The following is a 24,364-nucleotide window of genomic DNA, read 5'->3' on the forward strand; positions in this document are numbered from 1 at the left end:
CGCTCGTCCCCAAGCATAGGGGCCAGCGCGGCGTTATCCAGCGCTTTCCGGCACACGTCTCAGGCGAAGGCGTCGGCGAACCGGTCGCGAAGGGCGTTCTTCTGCACCTTGCCCATGGTGTTGCGCGGCAGGGCGTCGACGATCTCGATCCGCCGCGGCTGCTTGAAGCCCGCCAGCCGCTCGCGCACCGCCGCGGCGATCGCGGCCCCGTCCAGCGCCGCGCCCGGCTCGGGCACCAGGACGGCCACCACGCTTTCCCCGAAATCGGGATGCGGCACCCCGATCACCGCGCTTTCCAGCACGCCGGGCAGATCGTCCAGCACCATCTCGATTTCCTTGGGATAGATGTTGTAGCCGCCCGAGATGATCAGATCCTTCGCCCGGCCCACGATATGCACGTATCCCTCCCCGTCGATCAGGCCCAGGTCGCCGGTGATGAAGAACCCGTTTTCGCGCAGCTCCTCGCGCGTCTTCTCGGGCATGTTCCAATAGCCCTTGAACACGTTCGGCCCGCGCACCTCGATCATCCCCGTTTCGCCCCGGGGCCGCTCGGCCCCCGTCTCGGGATCGGTGATCTTCACCTCCACCCCGGGCAGCGGGAATCCCACGGTGCCGGCCCGCCGCTCGCCCTCGTAGGGGTTCGAGGTGTTCATGTTGGTTTCCGTCATGCCATAGCGTTCCAGGATCCGGTGCCCGGTGCGCGCCTCGAACTGCCGGTGGGTGTCCGCCAGCAGCGGCGCAGACCCCGACACGAACAGCCGCATATGCCCCACCAGGTCGCGGGTGAACCGCGCATCGTCCAGCAGCCGGGTGTAAAACGTCGGCACCCCCATCATCGCCGTGGCCCGCGGCAGCGCCGCGATCACCGCGTTCACCTCGAACTTCGGCAACAGGATCATCGCACCGCCCGTCAACAGCGCGACATTCGTCGCCACGAACAACCCGTGGCTGTGAAAGATCGGCAGCGCGTGCAGCAACACGTCATCCGCCGTGAACCGCCACAGCCCGGCCAGCGCCTCGGCATTCGACAACAGGTTGCCCTGCGTCAGCATCGCCCCCTTCGACCGCCCCGTCGTGCCAGAGGTATACAGGAACGCCGCCAGGTTCTCTTCGCCCCGCGGCTCGGTGTCGAACGCCTCGGGCATGTCGTGCGCGGCCACCGCGAAACTGCCCGACCCGTCCGCGTTCAGCGTCGCCAACCGGCATTCCGCCGCCTCGGCCACGCGCGCCAGCGTGCCCACATGCGCCCCGTCGCAGACGAACAGCCCCGCGCCGCTATCCTCCAGGAAATAGCTGATCTCGGCGGGCGTATAGGCGGTGTTCAGCGGCAGGAAGATCACCCCCGCCTGCACGCAGGCCGCATACAGCGCCAGCGCGTGATGCGATTTCGCCACCTGCACCGCCAGCCGGTCGCCATGGCCCAGCCCCAGCGCGTGGATCGCATGCGCGAACCGCGCCGCCTGGCGCAGGAACGCGTCATGGGTGATGGTGCGCCCATCGGGCAGGTGCAGGAACGGCGTGTCCTTGCCGGCATGCTGGCCGAAAAGCCGGTCGTAAAGCGGGTTCGCCACGGGCGGGTCTCCCTGACATCGTTGCGCATCCAGGCCCCGAAACGGGCCGGCGCCCTTCTGGGCCATCCCCGCGCCCGGGTAAAGCCCGCGCGGGGTCGCGGGCCGCGCCGCTTATCCACAGGAATTTTCCGAAAACACCGGGCGCCGCGCCCCCGCCCATTCAGGCCCTGTTAACTTTTGCCGGGTGATCTGGCCCCGACGCAGCGGCCAGCAGCGAGGGCAAGACCATGGACAATCTGCAAATCGACATCGCCTTCGGCGACCGCGTCGCGGGGGCCGAAACCGTAACCTCCGACCAGTTCGGCGGCATCCAGACCGGCTATTCGGCCTTTGCCGAGTTCGACGAACAATTCGCGGAACTGGGCCTGTCCGCGCTGCGCTGGCCCGGCGGCACGCTGTCCGAAACCGACCCCGACGTTTACGGCCTCGACATTCCGGGCCTGTTCGACGGCACCCAGCTGTACAATCCCAACCCCGACCGCGACCGGCCCGACCTGGCCGACACGCTGGCCTATTGCGTTCAGGGCGACCTGTCCTTTTCCATGATCCTGCCCACCGCGCGCTATGCCCAGGATATCGCCCAGGGCGAGGCCGACCTCGCGGCCTTTCTCGCCGACCTGTTGTCGGGGGCCTACGGCGCGCTGCCGGCCGATTTCATGCTGGAAATCGGCAATGAATACATGGGGCTGGCGCCGTTCGCCGATGACCCCGCGCTGTATGGCGAGATCGCCGACCGCTTCATCGCCGTCATCACCGACGCGCTGGACGACCCCCAGATCAACCGCATCGGCGCCGACCTGTCCATCGCCGTCCAGATGGGCCACACCGCCAGCGACGACGCCGCCATCCGCGCCCAGATCGCGCCCGGGAACCTGGCCCAGATCGACAGCCTGGTGGCGCACGCGTTGCCCTTCAACTTCGACGCCATCGACCGGGTCGAGGACGACCCGAACGCCGACGCGCAGGATTACGGCGAAACGCTCTGGCAGAACCGGCAGGATTACCTGGACGACTGGGGCCAGGCGATCGCGGCGGCCGGCGGCGACGGCGTCGAACTCTTCATGTCCGCGATGAACGTGGGCAAGGCGGTGCAGGACGTCGAGGACGTGAATCTGAACTACCAGGATTACGGCCTTCGCGCGGCGGGCGCCTATCTGGAACTTTTCGCCACCTACCAGTCCATCGGCATGGACGCCGCCGCGATCTGGGGCATCGCGGGCAAGCAATATAACGCCGTTGCCTACGAGGGCACGGATGGCATGGTGCTGGACCCGGGCGGCGCGCTGTTGAAACTGATGGCCGAGAACATCGCGGGGATGGAGCTGATCGACGGGTTCCAGTCCAACACCCGCGACGACCTCGCCATGGCCTATGGGTGGGAAAACGCGGCCGAGGCGGTGATCTTCGTCGCCGCCAACGACATCGCCGCGGACGGGCTGGGGATCACGCTCGACCTCGGCCTGCTCGACCAGGCCAGCGTGCTCGAGGCCGTGCGCCTGACCGCCGTCCTGGCCCAGGACACCCCGCCCGATGCGACGGGGCTGGAGCTGATGGTCTACGAAGAGGCGCATCTGCAAAGCTTCACCCCCCAGGTCACGGGCGACGCCCTTACCTTCACGCTGGGCATGGATTACGAGGTGGTGATGCTGCGCCTTGCCAAGACCGCCCCGCCGCCCGCCCCCACCCCGGTCGAGGGCGGCGCCGCCGCCGACGTGATCTCGGGCACCACTGGCGCGGACATCCTGATCGGCCATGGCGGCAACGACAAGCTGATCGGTGACGATGGCGACGACATGCTGGACGGCGGCACCGGCAACGATGTGCTGCGCGGCGGCCTTGGCGCCGACCGGATCGAGGGCGGCGACGACCAGGACAAGATCTATGGCGGCGCGGGCGACGACACCGTTTTCGCCGGCGAGGGCGACGACAAGGTTTATGGCAATGCCGACGACGACCTGCTGATGGCCGAGGGCGGCAACGACATCGTCTATGGCGGCACGGGCCGCGACCGGATCGACGGCGGCGACGGCGACGACCAGCTGTTCGGCGAGATTGGCGACGACCGGATCGACGGTGGCGCGGGCGCCGACACGATCAATGGCGGGCTGGGCAGCGACACCGCCTTCGGCGGCGATGGCGACGACGTGCTGATCGGCGAGGGCGGCTATGACGTTCTGTATGGCGGCGCGGGCAATGACGTGCTGTCGGGCGATGACGGCAACGATATTCTCGCGGGCGACGCCGATGACGACCTGCTTTCGGGCGGGGCGGGGCACGACGTGCTGTCGGGCGGGACGGGCGCCGACAGGCTGGACGGTGGCGCCGACGATGACGACCTGTTCGGCGGCGCGGGCGCCGATGTCTTCGTCTTCGCCGCGGCCGGTTTCGGCGCCGACCGGATCGGCGATTTCGAAACCGGGCTCGACGTGATCGACCTGTCGGGCCTGGCCCTGGGGACGAGCTTCCCCGATTTCCTCGCCGCCCACGTGACCGACACCGACCAGGGCGCCCGGATCGACGCGGCGGGCGGCAGCATCACGCTCTTGGGGCTCGACGCCGCCGACCTCTCCGCGGCCGATTTCCTGCTCTGATCCCGCGGCCCCGGCCGCGCGCAAACCCATGGACCTGCGCAACCGCTTGCCTTAACACTTGGGGCAGGGGGAGGCGGCGCGCAGGCGTGCCCGGCCCCGCGAAAAAACCGACCGCCCCAAGGGCGGACGACATGGGAGGACACCGATGAAACTCGACACGATCCGGCGCGGGCTGGCCGTGCTGGCGCTTGCCGCCGTACCCCTGGCCGCGCAGGCCCAGGATTTCACCCCCGAGAACCCCGAATGCATCGCGCCCGCCAACCCGGGCGGCGGCTGGGACTTCACCTGCCGGCAGGTCGGCAAGACCTTGCAGGATCTCGGCCTGATCCCGTCCACCATGCAGGTCGTGAACCTGTCGGGCGGGGGCGGCGGCGTCGCCTATGCCGAGGTGGTCAACAAGCGTAACGACGACAACGACCTGATCGTGGCGGCGTCCTCGGCCACCGCCACGCGGCTGGCGCAGAACGCCTATCCGGGCAACACCATGGACCAGGTCCGCTGGATCGGCGCGGTCGGGGCCGATTACGGCGTGATCGCCGTTGCCGCCGACAGCGAGATCGACAGCCTGCCCGCCCTGATGGACCAGATGAAATCCGACCCCACCTCGATCGCCATCGGCGGCGGGTCCGCCGTGGGCGGCTGGGACCACCTCAAGGTGCTGATCGCCGCGCAAAAGGCCGGCCTCACCGATGTCCGCGCCGTGAAATACATCGCCTTTGCCGGCGGCGGCGAGGCGGTCACGCAACTTCTGGCAGGTTCGCTCCAGGCCTTTACCGGTGACCTGTCCGAGGCCAAGGGCTTCGTCGAATCGGGCGATATCAAGGTGTTGGCGGTGCTTGCCCCCGAACGCCTGCCCGGTGAATTCGCCGATTTCCCCACCGCGCGCGAACAGGGGATCGACGCCATCGGCGCCAACTGGCGCGGCTTCTACGCGCCGGGGGCCATGTCCGACGCGGCCTATGCCTATTGGGTGGCCCAGATCGCCACGCTCTACGACAGCCCCGAGTGGAAATCCGTGATGGAGACCAACGGCCTCGCCCCCCTCGACCTTCAGGGCGATGCGTTCCAGGCCTTCGTGGCCGACTCGGTCGCCAGCATCGAAAGCCTTTCGCGCGAGATCGGCATCCTGAAATAGCGCCAAACGGGGGCGCCCCCCGCGGGCGCCCCCACGCCACAGGGAGGGGGCCATGAGCGACCGCATCTTCGGCGGCATCGGGCTGGTGCTGGCGATCTTCTTCGCCTGGCAGGCCGCGATCATCCAGGAAAGCTTCCTGACAGATGCGGTCGGGCCCAAGGTCTTCCCGTGGATCATCGCCGCGGTGATGGGGATTTCCTCGCTGTGGTTCCTGCTGAAACCCGACCCCGACCCCGACTGGCCGCGCGCGGGCCGGCTGGCGGAAATCGCCATGGCCGCCCTTGTGATGGTCGCCTATGCGCTGGCGCTGCCCGAACTGGGCTTCGTCATCGCCACCGCCATCGCCGCCGCCTACCTGACCTGGCGGCTGGGCTCGCGCCCGCTGGAAAGCATCGCGATCGGGGTCGGCACCTCTCTCGGTATCTACGTCATCTTCCGGCTGATCCTGGGCCTCAGCCTGGCGCGCGGGCCGTTGGGGTTCTAGGGGGCGGCCATGGACACACTTGCCAATCTCGCCGACGGCTTCGCGGTCGCGCTGACCTTCCAGAACCTCGGCCTCGCGCTGATGGGCTGTTTCCTCGGCACGATCATGGGGGCGCTGCCGGGGCTGGGGCCGTCGAACGGCGTGGCCATCCTGATCCCGCTGGGCTTCACCCTTGGGCTTGGCCCCACGCCGTCGCTGATCCTGCTGACCTCGGTCTATTTCGGGGCGATGTATGGCGGCCGGATCAGTTCGATCCTCTTGAACATCCCCGGCGACGAACCGGCGATGATGACCTGCCTCGACGGCTATCCCATGGCGCAAAAGGGCCGCGCGGGCGAGGCGCTGGCGCTCTCGGGCGTGGCGTCCTTCGTCGGCGCCTTCTTCGCGACCTGGGGGCTGGTGCTGCTGGCGCCGCAACTGGTCAAGGTGGCGTTGCTGTTCGGCCCGGCGGAATATTTCGCGCTCTTCACCCTGGCCTTCGCCACCTTGGGCGGCATCTCGGCCACCAACCAGGCGAAATCCGCCTTCGCCGCGGCGCTGGGCCTGGGGCTTGCCATGGTCGGCGTCGACACCCAGACCGGCGTGCCGCGCTTTACCTTCGGCGAGGTGCACCTTTACGACGGGATCGACTTCCTCGTGGCCATCGTCGGGCTGTTCGCCCTGTCCGAGGTGTTCGTCTTCCTCGAACATCGCGGCACCGACCGCGACATTTCCACGAAACCCAAGGTCCAGATCGGCCGCATCATCCCGCCCTGGTCGCTGATCCGGTCCTGCATCCCCACCATGGGGCGGACCACGATCCTGGGCTTCATCGCGGGGGTGCTGCCGGGGGCGGGGGCGTCGCTGGGCTCGTTCATTTCCTACACGATGGAAAAGCGGCTGGTCGACCGGGACAAGACATTCGGCACGGGCGACCCGCGCGGCGTCGCGGCGCCCGAGGCCGGCAACAACGCCGCCGCGGGCGGTGCGCTGGTGCCGATGCTGGCGCTTGGCGTGCCGGGGTCGGGGACCACCGCGGTGCTGCTGGCGGTTCTCTTGGCGCTGAACGTCACGCCGGGGCCGCTTCTGTTCACCAACAACCCCGACGTGGTCTGGGGCCTGATCGCGGCGCTGTTCATCGGGAACTTCATGTTGCTGGCGATGAACATTCCCATGGTGGGGCTGTTCACCCGCGTGCTGCTGGTCCCGCCGCGCATCCTGATGCCGATCGTGGCGATGATCTCCTTCGTCGGGATCTACGGGATTTCCGGGTCCAGCTTCGACCTGTTGGTGATGGTCGGGTTCGGGGTTCTGGGCTGGGTGCTGCGCAAGCTCGACGTGCCCTTGGTGCCGGTGATCCTCGGCACGCTCTTGGGTAACGAGATGGAGGTGAATTTCCGCCGCGCCGTCGAGATCGCGAATGGCGATTACGGGGTGCTGGTCGGCTCGCCGCTGTCCATCGGGCTGTGGTCCATCGCGGTGGTGGGCTTCGTGCTGCCGATCCTGTTCGGCGCCCGGCTCAAGCGGCGGATGCGCATCCCCGAGGATTCCGAGGGCGGGTTGACCCGCGACTGACCCGGCCCCGGCGGTGCCGTGGGGCGCCGCCGGAGTCCGAAAAAAGTCATATGGGATTCATATGCGATTCATATGGAATTCATATCGCCGAATCCGGGGTTTTCCGCCCCCTCAGACCCGCCCCGCCAGAAGCGGCAGGGTCATCGCCCCGGCATAATCGCGCGCCTCCGCCAGGTAGGCATCATAGCTTTCGCGCACCTTGGCCACGTCCGGATTCGCCGCGGTCAACTCGTCCTGAACCTCGCCCCAGGCGGTTCTCAGCGCCGCGATCACGTCGTCCGGGAAGGGCAGGAACCGCACCCCCTGCGTCTTCAGATCGGCCATCGCGCGCGCGTTGAAATAGTCGAACTGCGCCTGCACCTCCAGCGCCGCGGTCAGGGCGGCAGACTCGCAAATCGCCTGCAAATCAGGGCTGAGTTCGGCCCAGGCATCCTGGTTGAACACCACCGCCAGCCCCGCCCCCGGTTCGTTGAAGGCGGGCACGTAGCAGATGTCGGTCAGCTTCTGCAGGCCAAAGGCCTGGTCCAGCATCGGCCCCACCCATTCGGCCGCGTCGATCGCCCCCGATTGCAACGCCTGGAAGATCTCGGGCGGCGGCATCAGCACCGCGTTCACGCCCAGCTTGCGGTAGATCTCGCCACCCAGCCCCGCGACCCGCATGTTCAGCCCCGACAGGTCCGCCACGGACCCGATCTCGGATTTGAACCAGCCGCCCGACTGGGTGTTCGAATTGCCCGAGTAGATCGGCTTAAGTCCCCGCTGGGCATAGATTTCATCCCAGATTTCCTGCCCGCCGCCCCAGCGCAGCCAGGCAAAATGCTCGTTCGAGGTCATGCCGAAGGGCACGCCCGTGAACCAGTGCAGCGCGGGGTTCTTGCCGGCGGCGTAATAGGTCGGCCCGTGGCCCACGGGCGCGTTGCCCGCCTGAACCGCGTCCTCGACCCCGAAGGGCGGCACCAGTTCGCCCGCGCCGTAGACGGTGAAGCTCAGCCGACCGTCCGACATCGCCGCCACGCGGGCCGCGAAATTCTGCACGTTGGTGCCCACGCCCGGCGCGTTCTTGGGGAATGCCGTGGGCAGGTTCCAGGTGATCTTGCCCTGGGCGATGGCGGGGCTGGCCAGCGCGCCGGCGGCGGTCACGCCCGCGCCGGTTTTCAGGAAGCGTCTGCGGTCCATGTCGGTCCTCTCGTGTCTCAGCGGAAAATCAGGTCCGGCAGCCAAGTGGCCAGCGCGGGCCATGCTATCAGAACCCCAAGGGCGGCCAGCTGCAACAGGACAAAGGGCACCACGCCCCGGTAGGTATCCAGCGTGGTGATATCGGCGGGCGCGACCGAGCGGAAATAGAACAGCGCAAAGCCGAAGGGCGGCGTCAGGAAGCTGGTCTGCAGGTTCATCGCGATCAGGATGGCGAACCACACCGGCGAGATGTCGGTGCCCAGGATGGGCGGGCCCAGCAGGGGCACGACGATATAGATGATCTCGACCGCCTCCAGGATGAAGCCCAACAGGAAGATCAGCGCCATCACCAGCGCGACCGCCCCCAGAGTGCCGCCCGGCAGCGACCCCATCCACTGCGCCACGAGGTGGTCGCCGCCGAAGCCGCGGAACACCAGCGACAAAAGCGAGGCCGCGACCACGATGCCGAACACCATCCCCGAGATGCGCACCGTATCGACCATCGCACCGCCCAGCACACCCGCCCGCCACAGCCGCCCACTTGCCCACAGCGTGCCCAGCGCGATCAGCAGCGCCGCCCCCAGCGCGACCAGCGCGGCAGGGCTGCCGGGGGTGGCGCGGCCCAGCCCGGCCATGCCCAGGCCCACCAGCGCAAGTGCCGCCAGCCCCGCCGCGGCGATCAGCCAGCGCCCGGCGCGCTGCGGTTCGGCGGCATGGGCCGCCAGAAGCGCCGCGCCCACCGCGCCCAGTCCCGCGGCCTCGGTCGTGGTGGCCACACCCGCGAGGATCGAGCCGAGGACGGCGAGGATCAGCAGGACGGGCGGCAGGAAGGTGAACACGATCTCGCCTGCGCCGACAGGTGCGCGGGGGGCCGGGGCGGGGCCCGGTTCGGGCCGCAGGCGCAGTGCGACATAGGCGGCGTAGAAGGCGACGAGCATCAGCCCGGGGATCAGCGCGCCGGCGAACAGGTCGCCCACCGACACCGCGTCGGGGGCGAAATTGCCCGCCGCCTGCTGCGCCTCGAGGTAAACGTTGCCGATCTGGTCGCCCAGGAGGACCAGCACGATCGAGGGCGGGATCACCTGGCCCAGCGTGCCGGAGGCGCAGATCAGCCCCGCCGCCAGCCGCTTGTCGATGCCCGCGCCGCGCATCGCGGGCAGGCCGATCAGCACCAGCATCACCACCGTGGCCCCGATGATGCCGGTCGACGCCGCGATCAGCGTGGAAAAGGCCAGCACGCCCAGCGCCATGCCGCGCGGCGAGCCGCCGGTCATCCGCGCCAGCACGCCCAGCATGCGTTCGGCCAGCTGGGCGCGTTCCAGCAGCACCCCCATCAGCACGAAAAGGGGCACCGCCATCAGCAGGCGGTTCGACATCACGCCCCAGACCCGTGCCGGGAAGAAGTTGAGGAAATTCAGGTCGAATACGCCCGCCGCCGCGCCGATCAGCGCGGTCACCAGCGGCACGCCCGCGATGGCCAGCATCGCCGGAATACCGCTGAGGATACCCGCGAAGAGGCCAAGGCCCATGGCCAGCAGAAAGCCCTCGGCCCCGGTCACTCCGCCGCCCTCCGGCCCAGAACCTGCGCGACGCCTTGCAGGATCATCAGTATCGCGGCCAGCGGCAGCGCCGTCTTGACGAGGTAGAGCCCCGGCAGGCCGCCGGTTTCGACGGACCCCTCACGGATCGACCAGGCATAGGAAAGATCGGGCCAGAACGCCCGGATCATCAGCCCGAACACGGGGACCAGGAACAGCACCAGCGCCACCGCGTCGGCCGCGCGCAAATAGGCCGCGGGCAGGCGTTCCGAGATGACCTCGACCCGGACATGGCCGCCCCGCGCCAGCGTCACCGGCAGGCTGAGGACCATCAGCACCGCAAAGGCATAGCCGGCTGCATCCTGCAACTGGATGAAACCCAGGCCGAAGCCATAGCGCAGCACCACGATGGCCAGCACCGCCCCCACAAGGAACAGCCCCGCCGCCACGCAGGCGGCCAGCGCCGCCCGGTCAAGCCAGCGGCAGAGCGCGAGATAGGCGGAAAGGGAGCGGCGCATCTGCATGGGCGGGCCTTGCCACAGCCGTGCGATGGGCGCAATCGTGCCATGCGTGGAATGGCGCTGGCCCTTGCCGGTCGATGCGTTATGCTGCGGCGCAGCAAGAAGGAGGGGCCGATGACGGTTCGGATCGTGGTTCTCGGGGGCGGGTTCGGCGGCATGTACGCGGCGCGGGCGCTGAAGAAGCGGCTGCGCGGGGCTGCGGAAGTCGAACTTATCAATGCCGAGAACTATTTCGTCTTTCAGCCCCTGCTGCCCGAGGTGGGCGCGGGCTCGATCACGCCGGGCCACGCGGTCTCGCCGCTGCGGTTCCTGCTGAAGGGCGTCTTCGTGCGCAAGGCCACGGTCGACAGCGTCGATTTCGCGCGCAAGGTCATCACCGTGTTCCAGGGCATCCAGCGGATGCCGGTCGAGGTGCCCTATGACCACCTGGTGATCGCGCTGGGCCAGGGAGTGGACCTGTCGCGCATGCCCGGGCTGGAAGAACACGCGCTGAAGATGAAGACGCTGGAGGATGCCCGCCGCCTGCGCGAGCACGTGATCCAGCAACTGGAACATGCCCAGGTGACGCCGCTGGAGGATACCAAGCGCGGCGCCCTGACCTTCACGGTGGTGGGCGGCGGGTTCTCGGGGGTGGAAACCGTGGGCGAGATGAAGGAGCTGATCGACCGATCGCTGCCCTTCTATCCCAAGATCGACCCGTCCGAGGTGCGCGTCCTACTGGTGGAATACGCCCCCCGCATCCTGAACGAGATGCCGGAAAAGCTTGCGGATTACGCCGCGGGGCACCTGCGCAAACACGGCATCGAACTGAAGCTGAAGACCGGCGTGGCCAGCGCCACCGCGCGCCAGCTGGTGACCAGTGACGGCGAGGTGATCGACACCCGCACCATCGTCGCCACCATCGGCAACGCGCCGCTGCGCGTCGTGTCGCGCATGGGCCTGCCCAGCCAGCATGGCCGCATCGCCGTCGATCGCACGCTGCGCGTTCCGGGGTATGACAATGTCTGGGCTCTGGGCGATTGCGCGCTGATCCCGCTGAAGGAGGGGGCAAGCGAGCGGTTCGACTTCGCCCCGCCGACCGCGCAGTTCGCCGTGCGCGAGGCCAAGCGGATCGCCAAGAACATCGCCGCCGCCGTGGCCGGCAAACCGGTGCAGCCGTTTTCCTACAAGTCACGCGGCTCGCTTGCCTCGCTGGGGGCCAAGCGCGGCGTGGCCGAGGTGTTCGGCATTCAGATCACCGGGTTCCCGGCCTGGGTGATCTGGCGGTCTTATTACCTGGCGCTGCTGCCGGGGATGGGCACCCGGATCAAGGTCATGGTCAACTGGTCGCTGGACATGCTGGGCGCGCGCAGCCTGGTGCAGATCAAGGCCTATACGAAACCGCCGCTGCGCTATGTCTATTACCGGGCGGGCGACCGCATCTACAACATGGGCGACCGGTCGGACGGGTTCTTTACCGTGGTCTCGGGCGCGGTCGAGATGGACCGCGTCAATCCGCAGACCGGCGAGACGGTGACGCGTGTCATCGGCCCCGGCGGGCATTTCGGTGAACGGTTGATCCTGGGGGCCACGCGGCGCAAGACCACCGTGCGCGCGGTCGAGGACACCAAGGTTCTGGTAATGAACCGCGAGGAATTCATGATGCTGGCCGACGGCTTTCCCGCGTTCCGCGAATATTTCCGCCCCTACATGGAAGAGCGCGGCGCGCAATGGCCGCCGGCCTCGGACTGAGGGCGGGTCACAGCACGGAAACCAACCGGGTCGCGCTTTCGACACCGTCGATGACCGGGACGGGCAGATGCCCGCGCAGATAGCGCGTGATCCGCGCCATGCCGGCACAGCCCAGTACGATGCCGTCCACGCCGTCCTCGGCCACGGCGCGGGCGGCCTCCTCGGCGATGCGGGCGCAGGCAGCGTCGGGGTCGTGTTCCAGGGCCAGCACCGGCACCTCGCTGGCGCGGACCCGGCCGACCATGTGCATCAGGCCATAGGCGTGCAGGTTTGCCTCGATCACCGGAACCGAGACCGCCAGCGTGGTCACCACCGAGAACCGCCAGCCGCGCAGCGCGGCGGTGTGGAACGCGGCCTGCCCGATGCCGATCACCGGGCAGGCGGCGCGCCGCCGTGCCCCCTCCAGCCCGGTATCGTCGAAGCACGCGATCACGATGCCCGACGCGCCCACGTCGCTGGCCCGCCCCACCAGGTCCAGCAGCGGCGGCGTGGCCAGCCGCCCGTCGGCCTCGCCCTGGATCGCGGGCGGGCCGTCATGCGAGGTCCAGCCCTCGATTTCGGCGCCGGGCAGGGTGGCCCGCGCCATGGCGAGGATCGACTCCGTCATCGCGACGGTCGAATTGGGGTTGATGATGACCAGGGGCATGGGCGGTCTAGACCATGCCCTGCCCGGCATCCGAGCCCTGCCGCGCCCGCCGCCGGTTCATCGCCCAGACGGTCAGCAGGAAGACCGCGATCACGAGGAAGGAAAACGCGGTCGTCAGCGTGCCCAGCGCGAAGATCACCGGCGTGGTGACGTTGGTGGTCATCCCGTAGATTTCCAGTGGCAGGGTGTTGTAGCTGCCCGCGGTCAGCAGGGTGCGCGCGAATTCGTCGTAGGAGAGGGTAAAGCCGAAGAGCGCCACCCCGATCAGCGACGGCGCGATGATCGGCAGGACGACGTGGCGGATGGTTTGCCAGGGCGACGCCCCTTGGTCTCGCGCGGCCTCCTCGTAGCTTTTGTCGAAGCGGTTGAAGACGGCGAACATGATCAGCAGGCCAAAGGGCAGGGTCCATGTCAGCTGCGACCCGAACCCGCTGGTGGCCCAATGCACGTCCAGACCCGACTGGCTGAAGATCAGCCCGACCCCCAGCGAGACAAGGATCGAGGGGATCACCAGCGACGTGATGACGAGGTAGAACAGCACCGCCGAGCCCGCGAACCGCTTGCGGAAGGCCAGCCCACCCATGACCGAGACCACGACGGTCGTGACCATCACCATCAGACCCAGCGCGAAGGAGCGGCGGAAACTGCCCCAGATATCGCCCACCGCCTGTTCCTGGAACAGGTCGCGGAACCAGTAGAGCGACACCCCGTTCATCGGGAAGGTCAGCCCGCCCTGCGGCCCCTGGAAGCTGAGGATGCCGATGGTGATGATGGGCCCGTAGAGGAACAGCAGGAACAGCACGAAGAAGGCGGCGAGGACGTAGAAGGCGCGGGAGCGTTTCTCCATCGGTTACAGCTCCTTCCGGATGTCGACGAAGCGCAGAAGGGTTGCGATCACGATCAGGACGGTGATGAGAAGGATCACGGCGGTGGCGGCCGCCGAGGGATATTGCAAAAGCCCGATATCGTTCGAGATCAGCCGGCCCACGTTGGCCGATTGCGACCCGGACATGAACCGCACGGTGATGAAGTCCCCCATCACCAGCGTGACCACGAAGATCGACCCGATCATGATGCCGGGTTTCGTCAGCGGGATGATGACGTTGGTCAGGGTCTGAAAGCCCGTGGCGCCCGCGTCATAGGCGGCCTCGATCAGCGATTTGTCGATCCGCATCATCGTGTTGAAGATCGGCACCACCATGAACAGCGTGTAAAGATGCACGAAGGCGAGGATCACGCTGAAATCGCTGAACAGCAGCCAGTCCAGCGGCTCGTCGATCACCCCCCAGGAGATGAGCGTCGAGTTGGCCAGCCCGTTGCGCCCCAAAAACGGGATCCACGAGATCATGCGGATGATGTTCGAGGTCCAGAACGGGATCGTGCAAAGCAGGAACAGGGCGACCTGCCAGGTCAGGCTTCGGACATGGAAGGCCAGGAAATAGGCGACGGTAAAGCCGATCACGAGGGTGAAGGCCCAGGTGACGAGCGCGTATTTGAAGGTGTTGAGGAAGACCGAGTACGTGACCGGCGAAGTCAGCAGGAATTCGTAATTGTCGAACTGGAAGGCCGGGTAGATCGAGAATTCCGTGGCACCCCAGAAGCTGACCACCACGATCATCACGATCGGCAGCACGAGGAAACACAACAGAACGAATGCCATCGGCGAGGCCAGCAGCCAGCCGGCCAGATGTCGGTTCTTGAGTGGCGTGGCCATGGCCGCCCCCGTCTGGTTCGGGAAAAGACGCCCTTCCCCGACAAACGGGGAAGGGCAGGCCCGGCCGGGGCGGAAGGGTCGTGCCCCGGCCGGGCCGCTGGGTCATGCCGTCAGGCGGCGATGAACTCGTTCCACTTGCGGACCATGTACTGGTTCTCGTCCATGACGGCGTTCCAGCAGGCCACGGCGCCCATCCGGTCGTAGAACGAGCCGCCGTCGCGGACCTCTCCGGCCTGGGCCATCGGGTCGCCGAACGGGTTGGTGATGGTCTCGGTCGCGGGCTTGCCCTCGAACCAATAGCCCCATTCGTTCTCGGTCATGTAGTTCTTGGAGGTTTCCGGCACGGCCGAGTAATAGCCCTGGCGCATCAGGAAGCCGCCGACCCAACCGTCGAGATACCAGTTGATGTAGTCGTAGGCGGCATCCAGCTCCATTCCGGACAGGTTCTTGGACAGGCCGATCCCGCCGCCCCAGCTGCGGTAACCCTCTTTCAGGGGCTGGTAGACGCAGGGGATGCCGCGCGATTTCACCGCGGTGATCGCGGGCGACCACATCGACTGGATGACGACTTCGCCCGAGGCCATCAGGTTCACGGACTCGTCGAAGGTCTTCCAGAAGGCGCGGAACTGGCCGGCCTTCTTGGCCTCGGTGAAGATCGCCATGGTCTTGTCGATCTCTTCCCGCGTCATGTTCCCCTTGTCGCCATAGGTGATCTCGCCCATCGCCTCGCAGACCATGGCGGCGTCCATGATGCCGATGGCCGAGATATCCAGGATCGAGGCCTTGCCCTTGAACTCGGGGTTCAGCAGTTCCGTCCAGCTTTCGATCGGGCGGCCGATCAGGTCGGGGCGGATGCCCAGCGTGTCGGCGTTGTAGATCGTCGGGATCAGGGTCATCCAGCCCGACTCTTCGGCCACGAAATCGGTGCCGCCGGGCCCGGAGGTAAAGCCCACGGTATGGGGCGCGGTGCCCTGGGCGATGGTCGAGTCGGGCGTCAGTTTCCCGTCGCGGAAGATGCCGACGATCTTGTCATAGTTCTTGATCCGGCTGGTATCCATCGCCTGCAGGTTGCCGGTGGGCCAGACCTTCTTGCAGATCCAGTACTCGATATCGGCGATGTCGAAGCTGTTGGGCTGGGTCGCGGCGCGCTGGGTCACCGCGTCGGAGTCGAGCGCGGTCATCTCCAGCGTGAAGCCCAGGTCCTCCTTCACCTTCTGCGCCACCTCGTTGAGGTTGGACACGCCGGTGCCGAACTGGCGCAGGGTGATGTCCTTGATGTTCTGCGCCCAGATCATCGGCGCGGGGAAGGCAGAGGCGGCGACGCCCGCGGCGGCGCCTTTCAGCAGGCTGCGGCGGCTGAGGCCGGGTTTCGTCTGGTCGGTCATGCGTGGTCTCCCGTGTTGGACTGTCAGGTCAGGCGGTCAGTGCGTGAAGGTTGGTGTCGTCCCAGCTCAGCCCCACGCCGTCACCGGGCTGGATGGGTTTGGCGAAATACCGGTCTTCGGGGATAACGGCGGTGATCTCCTGGTCGCCTGCGGTCATCAGGGTCAGCGCGACGCTGGCGCCCTGGTATTCGAGGCCTGTGACGCGGCCTTCCAGCTTGCCCTGGTCGGGGAGCGTGACCGTCACCTGGTCGGAGCGGATCGCGAAATGCCCCTTGGGCAGGGCGATCACGTTGTGCCCCCCCATGAAGCGGGCGACGAATTCGGTTCTCGGCGCGTTGAACACCTCGCGCGCGGGGCCGGCCTGTTCGATGCGGGCGTTGTTCATCACCACGATCTCATCGGCGAGTGCCAGCGCCTCGTCCTGGCCGTGGGTGACGTGGATGAAGGTGATCCCCAGCTCGCGTTGCAGTTTCTTCAACTCGGAGCGCATGCGAACGCGCAGAAACGGGTCGAGCGCGGAGAGGGGTTCGTCCAGCAACAGCACCTGCGGATCGGTGATGAGCGCACGGGCCAGGGCGACGCGCTGCTGTTGGCCGCCCGACAGCTGTGCGGGCAGGCGTTCGGCGAAATCGGTCATGTGCACGAGGTCCAGCAACTCGCCCGCGCGGCGCCTACGTTCGGCCCTCTCGACCCCCTTCATTTTCAGGCTGAACGCGACATTGTCGATCACGCTGAGATGCGGGAACAGCGCGTAGTTCTGGAACATCATCGCCGTGCCGCGCTTGGCGGGGGGAAGGTGGGCGATGTCGTGGCCGGCAAGCACGATGGCGCCGTCGCTGACCTCTTCGTGGCCCGCGATCATGCGTAACGTGGAGGACTTGCCGCAGCCCGAGGGCCCCAGCAGGCAGGCATAGCTGCCGGCATGGAACAGGTGTTGAATCGCATCCACCGCGACGGTGGTGCCGTAGCGTTTGGTCAGGGCGACAAGTTCCAGGTCAAGGTCCGAGCGCATGCGGGTCCTCTCAGCGTGTCTGCCCTACGTTTCGCCGCGATGGCCCCGGAGGGAATGGGGCGGCCCGGTGCGGCCCGGCGATTTCTGCGCGACTGCCTGCGAATTGGGCAGACGTGGACAGATTTGTCTCATGATCGGTCATGGATTGTATACGATCTTGTCCGCAATCCGGTCGGGCCTGCCGAATCTTGTGCGCCCTACCGGGTTTCGCCAAAAGAAGGGCAGTCACGGAGAGTTCGGTGTGAACGAGGTCAGAACCATTGCCGGGAAGGACAGCCGCGCGCCGTCGCGGGCCCGGGACGTGGCCGACAGCCTGACGCGCGCGATCCATGAACATCGCCTCGGTCCCGGCATGAAGCTGAACGAGGACGAGGTCGGCGAGATCTTCGGTGTCAGCCGCACCATCGTGCGTGCCGCGCTGCAACAACTGGCCCATGATCAACTGGTTGCCATCGAACCGCATCGCGGCGCCTTCGTCGCGCAGCCCTCGGTGCGCGAGGCGCGCGAGGTTTTCGAGGCGCGCGCGCTGCTGGAGCCGCGCACCGCCCATTCCGCGGCGCTGCGCGCCGATCCTGAGGACATCGCGCAGTTGCGCCGCCATATCGAGCAGGAACATGCCGCGCTGGCGGACGGGCGGGACGGCCAGGCGCTGCGGCTGTCGGGACAGTTCCACCTGGAAATCGCGCGGATCGCCGACCAGGCCACCATCGCCGAGTTCATCGGTCAGCTGATTTCGAGGTCGTCGCTGGTGATCGCGCTGTATTGGCGGCGGCGCAATGCTTTGTGTGAAAGCCACGCCCATGACGCGCTGATCGGGGCGCTGGCTGATGGCGACGGGCCGCGCGCCGAGGAGTTGATGAAGGGCCACCTTCTGGACCTGTTGTCCTCGTTGGACCTGCGCGAGGCGCCGGCCCAGCCGCGGTCGCTGAAAGAGGCGCTGGAGGGCGAATGAAACTGCGCGAGATGACCCGCCGCGAGCTTGACCGGGTGCTGGGCTGGGCGGCGGACGAGGGCTGGAACCCGGGGCTTGACGATGCCGACCCGTTCCACGCGACTGACGCGGGCGGGTTCTTCGTGGCCGAGGTGGAGGGGCGCGCGGTCGCGGCGATTTCGGTGGTCAACCATACCGATGCGCTGGCCTTCCTGGGCCTGTACCTGTGCCACCCGGATTACCGCGGGCGCGGGATCGGTCATGCGCTTTGGACCCATGCGCTGGGTCATGCCGGCGCGCGGGCCGTGGGGCTGGACGGGGTCGCGGCGCAGCAGGAAAATTACCGAAAGTCGGGTTTCGTGCGGGCCGGCAGCACGGTGCGGTATGCCGGCGTGCTGCCCGGTGCGTTCCATTCCGGGAACGGTCCGGTCGGCGCGCGCGAGCGCGGCGCCCTGATCGCGATGGAGGCGCGGGCGACGGGGTACGAAAAGCCGCGGTTCCTGGGCGCGTGGCTGACCGATACCGCGACGCGCAAGACGCTGGTGGCCCGCAAGGAGGGCGAGCCGACGGGGTTCGTCACGGTGCGGAAATGCCGCGAAGGGTTCAAGATCGGCCCGCTTGTGGCGCGCAACGAGGCGGTCGCCGCGGCGCTGATCGAGGCGGCTGGCGTGGCGACCGGCGAGGCGCCGGTGATGATCGACGTGCCCGAAGGCGAGCGTTGGCTGGGGGCCCATTGCGCGGGTTTGGGGCTGGTGCCGGTCTTCGAGACAGCGCGGATGTATCGCGGCGCGGCGCCCTCACGTGGCGAGGTGGTGTCGGCGGTGGCGACGCTGGAACTGGGCTAGGGGCGCGTTCGGGATGCGGCCGTCGGGCCTGGTCAGTGTGCCTGGGCCATCTGACGCGCCGCGCCGATCTGGCGATACCAGGCGACGATCCGGGCACGCTCGGCCTCTTCGATCATCATGATGTTGCCCGGCGGCATGGCATGCGTGACGCCGGCCTGCAGGTAGATGCGTTTCGCCTGGGCCGCGATCTGGGCGTCGGTTTCCAGATGCACGCCCTTGGGCGCGGTCGCGAGCCCGGGCCAGAGCGGTTCGGCCGCGTGGCACATCGCACAGCGGGTGGCCACGATCTCGCGCACTTCGTCGAAGCCGGGGGCGGCCACGGCGGGTTGCAGGTGGCCGGGCAGGGCGGCGTCTTCGATGGGCGCGGCGTCCTTGGTCATCGGTGCCGCCGACAGCGCCATGATGGCCAGGAACACCGCCGCCGTCGCGCCCCAGGTCCAGTTCGGGCGGCCTTGGCGCGCGTGCATCGTGTTGAAATAATGCCGGATCGTCACGCCCATCAGGAAGGTCAGGCTGGCGATGATCCAGTTGTACTCGGTGGCGAAGGCCAGCGGGTAATGGTTCGACAGCATCAGGAAGATCACCGGCAACGTCAGGTAGTTGTTGTGCATCGAGCGCAGCTTGGCGATTTGCCCGTATTTCGGGTCGGGGGTGCGGCCGGCCTTGAGATCGGCCACGACGACGCGCTGGTTCGGCATGATCACCAGGAAGACGTTCGCCACCATGATCGTGCCGGTGAAGGCGCCCAGGTGCAGAAGGGCGGCGCGCCCGGTGAAGACTTGCGTGTATCCCCATGACATCGCGACGAGAATCGCGAAGAGGATCAGCATCAGCGTGGTGGGTTTCCGGCCCAGCGGGCTGCGGCACAGCAGGTCATACAGCACCCAGCCCAGCGCCAGCGATCCCGCCGAAATGGCGATGGCCTGCCATTGGGCCAACTCCATCCTGGTGTAGTCGATCAGGTAGAGTTCCGCTCCAAGCCAGTAGACCAGCGCGAGCAGCGCAAAGCCCGAAAGCCAGGTCGAGTAGGCCTCCCATTTGAACCAGGTCAGGTGGTCTGGCATGTGGTCGGGGGCGACGGTGTATTTCTGGATATGGTAGAAACCGCCGCCATGCACCTGCCACTCCTCGCCCAGCACGCCCTTTGGGCTGTGGGCGGCCTTGGTCAGGCCAAGGTCGAGCGCGATGAAATAGAAGGACGACCCGATCCAGGCGATGCCGGTGATGACGTGAAGCCAGCGGACGGCGAATTCCAGCCAGTCGAGGATCATCGCGGTTTCGAACATGGGGGCACTCCTTGCGGTGTTGCCGGGACGCTATACGCGGGCGGGGCTTTCTGATAATTCCTGATTATCCCGATCAGTTTCAAAAAGATCCGAACAATCCGGTTATGACCAGCCTCAACAATATCCGCATGTTCGTCCGCGTCTACGAGTTGGAAAACATGTCGGCGGCGGCGCGTGACCTGCAGGTGTCGGCCGCGGTGGCCTCGTCGCGGATCGCGGAACTGGAGCGGCATCTGGGGATCCGGCTGTTCACCCGCACCACGCGGTCGATCCAGCCGACCGAGCAGGGGCGCATCTATTACCCCAAGGCGGTCAAGGTGATCGAGGCGCTGGAAGAGGCCGAGGCGGCGGTGCACGAGGTGACGCTGAACCCGCGGGGTTCGATCTTCGTTTCGGCGCCGCTGGGGGTGGGCCGCCGCCTGATCGCGCCCAACGTCGCGCAGTTCCATGAAAATTACCCCGAGGTGCATGTGCGCCTGCGGCTGTCGGACCGCAAGGTGGATGTCACGGGCGAGGGGTTGGATGTCAGCTTTGCGCTGGGGGAGTTGCCCGATTCCGGGCTTCGCGTTCGGATGCTGGCCGATTGCCCCCGGGTCCTGTGCGCCGCCCCCGCCTATATCGCGCGCCGGGGCATGCCGAAAAGCGGGGCGGAGCTGGTGGCCGACGGTCACGAATGCCTGTTGCTGCGGTTCCCCGGTTCGACCGAGTTCCGCTGGACGCTGAGAACGCCCGAGGGGTTGCGGAGATTCGACGTGAAAGGGCCTTATGCCTGTGACGATGGCGATGTGCTGACAGAATGGGCGCTGGACGGGCGGGGGATCGTGATGAAGCCCGCCTTCGACGTGGCCGAGCACCTTGCAAGCGGTGCGCTGGTCCCGGTCGCCGAGTCGACGCCGCCGCCCGATGCACAGCTTGCCTGCCTGTTTCCGCACAAGCGTAACCAGGACCCGAAAAGCCGGTTGTTCATCGAGTTCATGGCCGAGCGGATCAAGGCCGAGCTGAAGCGCCGCGAGCGGGTTTATCAGCTGCCACGATAGGTGGAGTAACCGTAGGGCGAGAGCAGCAGCGGCACGTGGTAGTGATCCGCCGCGGCCATGGCGAACCGCAGCGGGATCACGTCGAGGAAGTCGGCGGCAAGCCCCAGCCCGCGCAGGTAATCGCCTGCGTGGAAGACCAGTTCATAGGTGCCTGGGGCGAACGCCGCTTCGGGCAGGATCGGGGCGTCGGTGCGGCCATCGGCATTGGTGCGCATCTCGGCCAGGCGCGCGCGGGTCTCGCCATCGAGCCGGAACAGCTCGATCCGCAGGCCGGCCGCGGGGCAGCCGCGCGCGGTGTCCAGAACATGGGTCGTCAGATATCCGGGCATCGAATGCCTCCCTTGCCGTTTTACCGGTCATGGCCGAGCCTGACGCCAATATAAACGCCCCAGTCCCCGAAACACTTTCAGGATTTCCTTGAAAGACGGGCGGGGCCTTATTGGAATATGCGAAAGTGATGCGAGGGAAGAACCAATGAAACGCTATCCGCGCGACCTTCGGGGGTATGGCCCGACGCCCCCCGATCCGAAATGGCCGGGGGGCGCCCGGCTCGCGCTGCAATTCGTCATCAACTACGAAGAGGGCGGTGAGAACTGCCTGTTGCATGGCGACGAGGCGTCCGAGGCGTTCCTTTCGGAAATCGTCGGTGCCGCGGCCTGGCAGGGCCAGCGCCACTGGAACATGGAGACGATCTACGATTATGGCGCGCGGGCGGGGTTCTGGCGGCTGCACCGGATGTTCACCGAACGCGCCATGCCGGTCACGGTCTACGGTGTCGCCACCGCGCTGGCGCGCGGGCCGGAACAGGTCGCGGCGATGCAAGCGGCGGGGTGGGAGATCGCCAGCCACGGCCTGAAATGGATCGAGTACAAGGATTATTCCGAGGCCGACGAGCGGGCGCATATGGAAGAGGCCAAGCGCCTGCACGTGGCCGTCACCGGCGCGGCGCCGCGTGGCTGGTACACCGGGCGCTGTTCGATGCAGACCGTGCGGCTGGCGGCCGAGGATGGCGGTTTCGAATACGTTGCCGACAGTTACGCCGACGAATTGCCGTTCTGGATGAGGGTCGGCGACCGGCATCAACTGGTCGTGCCCTACACGTTGGACGCCAATGACATGCGGTTCGCGACGCCGCAGGGGTTCAACTCGGGCGACCAGTTCTTCGCCTATCTCAAGGACAGTTTCGACCTGTTGCTGGAGGAGGGGCGCGCCGGTGCGCCGAAGATGATGTCGGTGGGCCTGCATTGCCGGCTGGTGGGTCGGCCGGGCCGGGCGCAGGCGCTGAAGCGGTTCCTGGATTACGTGGCGGGGCATGAGGATGTCTGGGTGGCGCGGCGCATCGACATCGCGCGGCATTGGGCGGCGACCCATCCGCCGCAGGCTTTGGACCGGCCGTCCGAGATGGATTGCGAGGCCTTCGTCGCGCGGTTCGGCGGCGTGTTCGAGCATTCGCCCTGGATCGCGGAAGAGGCGCACGGGCTGGAACTGGGACCGGCGCATGATTGCGCTCTGGGGGTGCATAATGCGCTGGCCCGTATCTTCCGCATGGCGCCGCCCGAAAAGCGGTTGGACGTGCTGAAGGCCCACCCGGATCTTGCCGGCAAGCTGGCCGAGGCCCGCCGCCTGACGCCCGAGTCGACCGCCGAACAGGCCAGCGCGGGACTGGACGCCCTGACCGATGCCGAGCGCGCCCGGTTCCAGGACCTGAACGCCCGCTATACCGGCCGCTTCGGCTTTCCCTTCATCATCGCGGTGCGCGACCACGACAAGGCGTCGATCCTGGCGGCCTTTGAACGGCGGCTGGAGAACGACGCCGAGACCGAGTTCGCCGAGGCCTGCGCCCAGGTCGAACGGATCGCCCTTCATCGCCTCAGGGAGATGCTGCCCGAATGACCCATCCGACCTATTTTGCGCCCAAGGGTGGCCTGCCCGGGCAGGACGCGCTGCATACCGGGCGCGCCGTCTTCACCGAGGCCTATGCGGTGATCCCGGGGGGCGTGATGCGCGACATCGTCACCAGCGCGCTGCCGCATTGGGACCAGACGCGGGCCTGGATCATCGCGCGGCCGATGACCGGCTTTGCCGAAACCTTTGCGCATTACGTGATGGAGGTGGCGCCGGGCGGCGGCAGTGACCGGCCCGAGCCGGACCCCGGGGCCCAAGCGGTGATCTTCGTCACCGAGGGCGCCATCGAGATCGCGCTGGGCGAGATCGCGCACCTGGTCGAGCCGGGCGGATATGCCTACCTGCCGCCGGGCTGTGGCTGGCGCCTGCGCGCGCTGGGCGAGGCGCCCGCGCGGTTCCACTGGCTGCGCAAGCGTTACCAGGCGGTCGAGGGGATCGACGCCCCCGATCCTGTCTTTGCCAGCGATTCCGAGACGGCGCCGGTGGGCATGCCGGGCACCGATGGCCGCTGGGCCACCACCCGCTTTGTCGACCCCGACGACCTGCGCCACGACATGCACGTGAACATCGTCACGCTGGAACCGGGCGCCTCGATCCCGTTCGAGGAAACCCACGTGATGGAACACGGGCTCTACGTGCTGGAGGGCAAGGCCGTTTACCGGCTGAACCGCGACTGGGTCGAGGTCGAGGCGGGGGATTACATGTGGCTGCGCGCGTTCTGTCCACAGGCCTGTTACGCGGGCGGGCCGGGGCGGTTCCGGTATCTGCTGTACAAGGACGTGAACCGGCATCCCGCGCTGGCGCCGGGCGGATGACCGATCTGCGCGCCCAGCCCCTGACCGCCGCGGCCTTCGCCCCCTTCGGCGAGGTGATCGAAACGGGCGGCCCCTTTGTGACCATCAACGAGGGCGCCTGCCGCCGTTATACCGACCTGGCACGCTTCGACATCGTTGATGGCCGGCATGGCCTTAGCCTTTTCGCCGCCGAAATTCGTGCGCTGCCCTACGAGTGTGGGCTGCTGGAGCGGCACCCCTTGGGTTCGCAATGCTTCATTCCGATGCAGGGCGCGCGATTTCTGATCATTGTTGCGCCAGATGAGGGCGGGGCGCCGGGAACGCCCGTGGCCTTCGTTGCCGAGGATCACCAAAGCGTGAACATCGCACGGAACACTTGGCATGGCGTTCTGTGCCCGATTGCCGGCTCCGGCCTCTTCGCGGTCATCGACCGCATCGGGGAGGGAGGAAACCTGGAAGAGCACCGCCTGGGCCGGCCCATCCGCGTTACCGCCTGACGGGGCGCGCA

Annotated in this window: 22 protein-coding genes; 11 read left to right on the forward strand and 11 right to left on the reverse strand. The window is 67.3% G+C overall.

Going from position 1 to position 24,364, the window contains the following annotated elements; all coding sequences use genetic code 11:
- Positions 1 to 59: 59 nt before the first annotated feature.
- Complete coding sequence (locus EV662_RS08640) at positions 60 to 1,571, reverse strand: malonate--CoA ligase (RefSeq protein ID WP_132461762.1); 1,512 nt, start codon at positions 1,569 to 1,571, stop codon at positions 60 to 62.
- A gap of 227 nt (positions 1,572 to 1,798) precedes the next feature.
- On the opposite strand from EV662_RS08640, the gene EV662_RS08645 reads away from it, so the two are divergent.
- From EV662_RS08645 to EV662_RS08660, 4 genes are all read left to right on the forward strand, one after another.
- A complete protein-coding gene (locus tag EV662_RS08645) occupies positions 1,799 to 4,162 on the forward strand; it encodes a calcium-binding protein (protein ID WP_132461763.1) in 2,364 nt (787 codons plus the stop codon).
- A 145-nt stretch (positions 4,163 to 4,307) separates the two neighbouring features.
- Positions 4,308 to 5,297 (forward strand): Bug family tripartite tricarboxylate transporter substrate binding protein, encoded by a 990-nt coding sequence (locus EV662_RS08650; RefSeq protein WP_132461764.1) that lies wholly within the window; start codon positions 4,308 to 4,310, stop codon positions 5,295 to 5,297.
- 52 nt (positions 5,298 to 5,349) lie between these two features.
- The gene (locus EV662_RS08655) at positions 5,350 to 5,781 is read left to right on the forward strand and encodes a tripartite tricarboxylate transporter TctB family protein (RefSeq protein WP_132461765.1); all 432 of its coding nucleotides are present in this window, start codon (positions 5,350 to 5,352) and stop codon (positions 5,779 to 5,781) included.
- Positions 5,782 to 5,790: 9 nt separating this feature from the next.
- Complete coding sequence (locus EV662_RS08660) at positions 5,791 to 7,335, forward strand: tripartite tricarboxylate transporter permease (protein WP_132461766.1); 1,545 nt, start codon at positions 5,791 to 5,793, stop codon at positions 7,333 to 7,335.
- 111 nt (positions 7,336 to 7,446) lie between these two features.
- Here the strand turns inward: EV662_RS08660 and EV662_RS08665 are convergent, their stop codons facing one another.
- The 3 genes from EV662_RS08665 to EV662_RS08675 are packed head-to-tail and all read right to left on the reverse strand — an operon-like array spanning position 7,447 to position 10,567.
- The gene (locus tag EV662_RS08665) at positions 7,447 to 8,511 is read right to left on the reverse strand and encodes a TRAP transporter substrate-binding protein (RefSeq protein ID WP_132461767.1); all 1,065 of its coding nucleotides are present in this window, start codon (positions 8,509 to 8,511) and stop codon (positions 7,447 to 7,449) included.
- Between the two features lie 17 nt (positions 8,512 to 8,528).
- A complete protein-coding gene (locus tag EV662_RS08670) occupies positions 8,529 to 10,070 on the reverse strand; it encodes a TRAP transporter large permease (protein ID WP_243695810.1) in 1,542 nt (513 codons plus the stop codon).
- Entirely contained in the window at positions 10,067 to 10,567 is a 501-nt protein-coding gene (locus EV662_RS08675) for a TRAP transporter small permease subunit (RefSeq protein WP_132461768.1), read from the reverse strand. The genes EV662_RS08670 and EV662_RS08675 overlap by 4 nt, the downstream gene beginning before the upstream one ends.
- A 117-nt stretch (positions 10,568 to 10,684) precedes the next feature.
- Between EV662_RS08675 and EV662_RS08680 the strand changes: the two genes are divergently transcribed.
- Positions 10,685 to 12,301 (forward strand): FAD-dependent oxidoreductase, encoded by a 1,617-nt coding sequence (locus EV662_RS08680; protein ID WP_132461769.1) that lies wholly within the window; start codon positions 10,685 to 10,687, stop codon positions 12,299 to 12,301.
- Positions 12,302 to 12,308: 7 nt separating this feature from the next.
- On the opposite strand, the gene EV662_RS08685 is transcribed toward EV662_RS08680, so the two are convergent.
- From EV662_RS08685 to EV662_RS08705, 5 genes are all read right to left on the reverse strand, one after another.
- Entirely contained in the window at positions 12,309 to 12,947 is a 639-nt protein-coding gene (locus tag EV662_RS08685) for an aspartate/glutamate racemase family protein (protein ID WP_132461770.1), read from the reverse strand.
- Positions 12,948 to 12,954: 7 nt separating this feature from the next.
- Positions 12,955 to 13,794 carry an ABC transporter permease gene (locus EV662_RS08690; RefSeq protein WP_132461771.1) on the reverse strand — a complete coding sequence of 280 codons (840 nt, stop codon included), beginning with the start codon at positions 13,792 to 13,794 and terminating at the stop codon, positions 12,955 to 12,957.
- 3 nt (positions 13,795 to 13,797) lie between these two features.
- On the reverse strand, positions 13,798 to 14,661 hold the full coding sequence (locus tag EV662_RS08695; protein WP_132461772.1) for an ABC transporter permease: 864 nt from the start codon (positions 14,659 to 14,661) through the stop codon (positions 13,798 to 13,800).
- Between the two features lie 110 nt (positions 14,662 to 14,771).
- Positions 14,772 to 16,046, reverse strand: a complete 1,275-nt coding sequence (locus EV662_RS08700) for an ABC transporter substrate-binding protein (RefSeq protein ID WP_132461773.1) — start codon at positions 16,044 to 16,046, stop codon at positions 14,772 to 14,774.
- Positions 16,047 to 16,074: 28 nt separating this feature from the next.
- On the reverse strand, positions 16,075 to 17,058 hold the full coding sequence (locus EV662_RS08705) for an ABC transporter ATP-binding protein (RefSeq protein ID WP_132461774.1): 984 nt from the start codon (positions 17,056 to 17,058) through the stop codon (positions 16,075 to 16,077).
- Between the two features lie 241 nt (positions 17,059 to 17,299).
- Between EV662_RS08705 and EV662_RS08710 the strand changes: the two genes are divergently transcribed.
- Both EV662_RS08710 and EV662_RS08715 read left to right on the forward strand, forming a co-directional pair.
- The gene (locus tag EV662_RS08710; protein WP_425057003.1) at positions 17,300 to 18,010 is read left to right on the forward strand and encodes a GntR family transcriptional regulator; all 711 of its coding nucleotides are present in this window, start codon (positions 17,300 to 17,302) and stop codon (positions 18,008 to 18,010) included.
- Complete coding sequence (locus tag EV662_RS08715) at positions 18,007 to 18,834, forward strand: GNAT family N-acetyltransferase (protein WP_132461776.1); 828 nt, start codon at positions 18,007 to 18,009, stop codon at positions 18,832 to 18,834. Before EV662_RS08710 ends, EV662_RS08715 begins: the two co-directional genes overlap by 4 nt.
- A gap of 32 nt (positions 18,835 to 18,866) precedes the next feature.
- Here EV662_RS08715 and EV662_RS08720 read toward each other — a convergent pair whose 3' ends face one another.
- On the reverse strand, positions 18,867 to 20,120 hold the full coding sequence (locus EV662_RS08720) for a urate hydroxylase PuuD (RefSeq protein WP_132461777.1): 1,254 nt from the start codon (positions 20,118 to 20,120) through the stop codon (positions 18,867 to 18,869).
- Positions 20,121 to 20,224: 104 nt separating this feature from the next.
- On the opposite strand from EV662_RS08720, the gene EV662_RS08725 reads away from it, so the two are divergent.
- Positions 20,225 to 21,157 (forward strand): LysR family transcriptional regulator, encoded by a 933-nt coding sequence (locus EV662_RS08725; RefSeq protein WP_132461778.1) that lies wholly within the window; start codon positions 20,225 to 20,227, stop codon positions 21,155 to 21,157.
- Here EV662_RS08725 and uraH read toward each other — a convergent pair.
- Complete coding sequence (gene uraH, locus EV662_RS08730) at positions 21,142 to 21,486, reverse strand: hydroxyisourate hydrolase (protein ID WP_132461779.1); 345 nt, start codon at positions 21,484 to 21,486, stop codon at positions 21,142 to 21,144. The genes EV662_RS08725 and uraH overlap by 16 nt on opposite strands.
- Positions 21,487 to 21,631: 145 nt before the next feature.
- Between uraH and puuE the strand changes: the two genes are divergently transcribed.
- From puuE to EV662_RS08745, 3 genes are read left to right on the forward strand one after another with little or no spacing between them, the layout of a single operon-like run.
- A complete protein-coding gene (gene puuE, locus EV662_RS08735) occupies positions 21,632 to 23,050 on the forward strand; it encodes an allantoinase PuuE (RefSeq protein WP_132461780.1) in 1,419 nt (472 codons plus the stop codon).
- Positions 23,047 to 23,877, forward strand: a complete 831-nt coding sequence (locus tag EV662_RS08740) for a bifunctional allantoicase/(S)-ureidoglycine aminohydrolase (RefSeq protein WP_132461781.1) — start codon at positions 23,047 to 23,049, stop codon at positions 23,875 to 23,877. Before puuE ends, EV662_RS08740 begins: the two co-directional genes overlap by 4 nt.
- Entirely contained in the window at positions 23,874 to 24,353 is a 480-nt protein-coding gene (locus EV662_RS08745) for an ureidoglycolate lyase (protein WP_132461782.1), read from the forward strand. The genes EV662_RS08740 and EV662_RS08745 overlap by 4 nt, the downstream gene beginning before the upstream one ends.
- Positions 24,354 to 24,364: the final 11 nt, after the last annotated feature.

The organism is Rhodovulum marinum (assembly GCF_004343075.1).
Taxonomy (GTDB): Bacteria; Pseudomonadota; Alphaproteobacteria; order Rhodobacterales; family Rhodobacteraceae; genus Rhodovulum; species Rhodovulum marinum.

Bases quoted from the DNA above. Each gene is read 5' to 3' on its own strand.
- EV662_RS08685 (WP_132461770.1), bottom strand. From the start codon at position 12,947: ATGCCCCTGGTCATCATCAACCCCAATTCGACCGTCGCGATGACGGAG.
- EV662_RS08700 (WP_132461773.1), bottom strand. From the start codon at position 16,046: ATGACCGACCAGACGAAACCCGGCCTCAGCCGCCGCAGCCTGCTGAAA.
- EV662_RS08645 (WP_132461763.1), top strand. From the start codon at position 1,799: ATGGACAATCTGCAAATCGACATCGCCTTCGGCGACCGCGTCGCGGGG.
- EV662_RS08725 (WP_132461778.1), top strand. From the start codon at position 20,225: ATGACCAGCCTCAACAATATCCGCATGTTCGTCCGCGTCTACGAGTTG.
- EV662_RS08650 (WP_132461764.1), top strand. From the start codon at position 4,308: ATGAAACTCGACACGATCCGGCGCGGGCTGGCCGTGCTGGCGCTTGCC.
- EV662_RS08675 (WP_132461768.1), bottom strand. From the start codon at position 10,567: ATGCGCCGCTCCCTTTCCGCCTATCTCGCGCTCTGCCGCTGGCTTGAC.
- EV662_RS08655 (WP_132461765.1), top strand. From the start codon at position 5,350: ATGAGCGACCGCATCTTCGGCGGCATCGGGCTGGTGCTGGCGATCTTC.
- EV662_RS08705 (WP_132461774.1), bottom strand. From the start codon at position 17,058: ATGCGCTCGGACCTTGACCTGGAACTTGTCGCCCTGACCAAACGCTAC.
- EV662_RS08665 (WP_132461767.1), bottom strand. From the start codon at position 8,511: ATGGACCGCAGACGCTTCCTGAAAACCGGCGCGGGCGTGACCGCCGCC.
- EV662_RS08690 (WP_132461771.1), bottom strand. From the start codon at position 13,794: ATGGAGAAACGCTCCCGCGCCTTCTACGTCCTCGCCGCCTTCTTCGTG.
- EV662_RS08720 (WP_132461777.1), bottom strand. From the start codon at position 20,120: ATGTTCGAAACCGCGATGATCCTCGACTGGCTGGAATTCGCCGTCCGC.
- EV662_RS08740 (WP_132461781.1), top strand. From the start codon at position 23,047: ATGACCCATCCGACCTATTTTGCGCCCAAGGGTGGCCTGCCCGGGCAG.
- EV662_RS08660 (WP_132461766.1), top strand. From the start codon at position 5,791: ATGGACACACTTGCCAATCTCGCCGACGGCTTCGCGGTCGCGCTGACC.
- uraH (WP_132461779.1), bottom strand. From the start codon at position 21,486: ATGCCCGGATATCTGACGACCCATGTTCTGGACACCGCGCGCGGCTGC.
- puuE (WP_132461780.1), top strand. From the start codon at position 21,632: ATGAAACGCTATCCGCGCGACCTTCGGGGGTATGGCCCGACGCCCCCC.
- EV662_RS08695 (WP_132461772.1), bottom strand. From the start codon at position 14,661: ATGGCCACGCCACTCAAGAACCGACATCTGGCCGGCTGGCTGCTGGCC.
- EV662_RS08745 (WP_132461782.1), top strand. From the start codon at position 23,874: ATGACCGATCTGCGCGCCCAGCCCCTGACCGCCGCGGCCTTCGCCCCC.
- EV662_RS08715 (WP_132461776.1), top strand. From the start codon at position 18,007: ATGAAACTGCGCGAGATGACCCGCCGCGAGCTTGACCGGGTGCTGGGC.
- EV662_RS08680 (WP_132461769.1), top strand. From the start codon at position 10,685: ATGACGGTTCGGATCGTGGTTCTCGGGGGCGGGTTCGGCGGCATGTAC.